This window comes from Bacillota bacterium, from assembly GCA_040754675.1.
Classification (GTDB): domain Bacteria; phylum Bacillota; class Limnochordia; order Limnochordales; family Geochordaceae; genus Geochorda.
Window position 1 is genome coordinate 1 of the sequence record JBFMCJ010000703.1, and the last position, 1892, is coordinate 1892.

Annotated in this window: 2 protein-coding genes; both read left to right on the plus strand. The window is 68.8% G+C overall.

Annotated features, from left to right (window positions below):
* Window position 1: 1 nt before the first annotated feature.
* On the plus strand, window positions 2–919 hold the full coding sequence (locus AB1609_22705) for an ABC transporter permease subunit (protein MEW6049246.1): 918 nt from the start codon (window positions 2–4) through the stop codon (window positions 917–919).
* Window positions 916–1892, plus strand: a 977-nt coding sequence (locus AB1609_22710) for an amino acid ABC transporter permease (GenBank protein MEW6049247.1), incomplete at its 3' end; no start/stop codon positions are given. The genes AB1609_22705 and AB1609_22710, both read left to right, overlap by 4 nt.

A 1892-nucleotide genomic window follows, 5' to 3' on the forward strand; every position in this document is an offset into this window, starting at 1 on the left:
GGTGCTGGCGGTGTTCGCGGGGCTCACTTACGCTAACATGCGGCGGGGGCTTCAGTCGCTCGGGCTCACGCTGAGCTTCGGCTTTCTCGGCATCGAGGCCGGTTTCGACATCTCAGAAGGGCCGGCGTATCAACCCGGCGATACTTACGCCCGAGCCTTCTGGGTTGGAGCCGTCAACACGCTGCGGGTGAGCGCCTTCGGGATCGTGGGCGCCACCCTCGTGGGGGCGGTGGTGGGCCTGGCGCGCCTCTCCAGCAACTGGCTGGTTCGGCGGCTCGCCACCGCGTACGTGGAAACCGTCCGCAACGTGCCGCTGTTGCTGCAGCTCCTGTTCTGGTACGGTGCGGTGTTCCTCAAGTTGCCGCCCGTGCGACAGGCCGTGACGTGGTTCGGCGCTATCCACATCACGCAGCGGGGCATCTACCTGCCGCGCCTCGTCTGGACCGGGGCGGGGCCGGCCGTTGAGCTGCCCGTGCTGCAGGGGTTCAACTTCCGGGGCGGCACGCACCTGTCGCCGGAATTGTCGGCACTGCTTATCGGCCTCGTCGTCTACACCGGCGCCTTCGTCGCCGAGGTGGTGCGCGGCGCCGTCCAGTCGGTTCCACACGGTCAGTGGGAGGCGGCTCGGGCGCTGGGGCTGAGCCAGGGGCAGGCACTGCGCTTCGTCATCGTCCCGCAGGCGCTGCGGGTCATCGTGCCGCCCCTCACGAGCCAGTACCTGAACCTCGCCAAGAACTCGAGCCTCGCCATCGCCATCGGCTTCCCGGACCTGTTCAACGTGGGCCACACCATCCTCAACCAGACGGGCCAGTCCATCCCCGTCTTCCTCATGATCATGGCGAGCTACCTGGCCATGAGCCTGGCCACGTCGGCCCTGATGAACCTTTACAACCGCCGGGTGCGGCTGGTGGAGCGATGACGGGCCGGGCGCCGGAGTGGCGAACGCTCTACTCTCCCTGGTACAACGCCCTGCTCACCCTGGCGGCAGGGGCCATCGTGGTGGCCGGGGGGCGGGCGGCGCTCGCGTGGGCCGTGCGGTGGGCGCAGTGGGACGTGCTGGGGGCCAACTTGCGGCTTTTTCTGGTGGGTACCTACCCGCTCGAACAGGCCTGGCGGGTGCGGGCGAGCCTGCTGGTCGTCGGGGTGCTGGCCGTGTTGACCGCGGGCGTACGCCTGCTCGGCCGGCGAGCGGGCCGGTGGGTCTGGGTCGGGCGGGCGCGCCTGGCGCTGGGCGTGGCCTGGGTTCTCTCGTTTCCGGGCATCGTGGCCATCCTCTCCGGAGTGCGCACGTCACTTTGGGGTGGGCTTCTCGTCACGGCGGTGCTGGCCGTGGGCGGGATCGCACTCTCCTTTCCGCTGGGAATCCTGCTCGCGCTGGGACGGAGAAGCCGGCTGCCGGCCATCCGGGTCGTTTCGACGCTGTACATCGAAGCGGTGCGGGGCGTCCCGCTGGTGACCATCCTGTTCATGGCCCAGATCCTGGTGCCCATCTTCCTGCCGGGTGTCCGTTTCGACAAGCTGCTGCGGGCGCTGATCGGCATCATGGCCTTCTCCGCCGCGTACGTGGCCGAAAACGTGCGGGGCGGCCTGCAGGGGGTGCCGGCCAGCCAGTACGAGGCGGCGTACGCGCTGGGGCTTTCGCATGCACAGGTTCTGGGGCTGGTCGTGCTGCCGCAGGCGCTGCGCGCTGTGGTGCCGGCTATCGTGGGGCAGTTCATCTCGCTGTTCAAGGACACGTCGCTGGTCGCCATCATGGGAATCCAGGACCTGCTCGGCATTGCCCGAAGCGTCATGGCAAACCCGCGGTGGCTCGGGCGGCAGGCTGAGGTGTACATCTTTGCGGGGGCCGTGTACTGGGTGTTCACGTACGCCATGTCGGCCGTGAGCCGGCG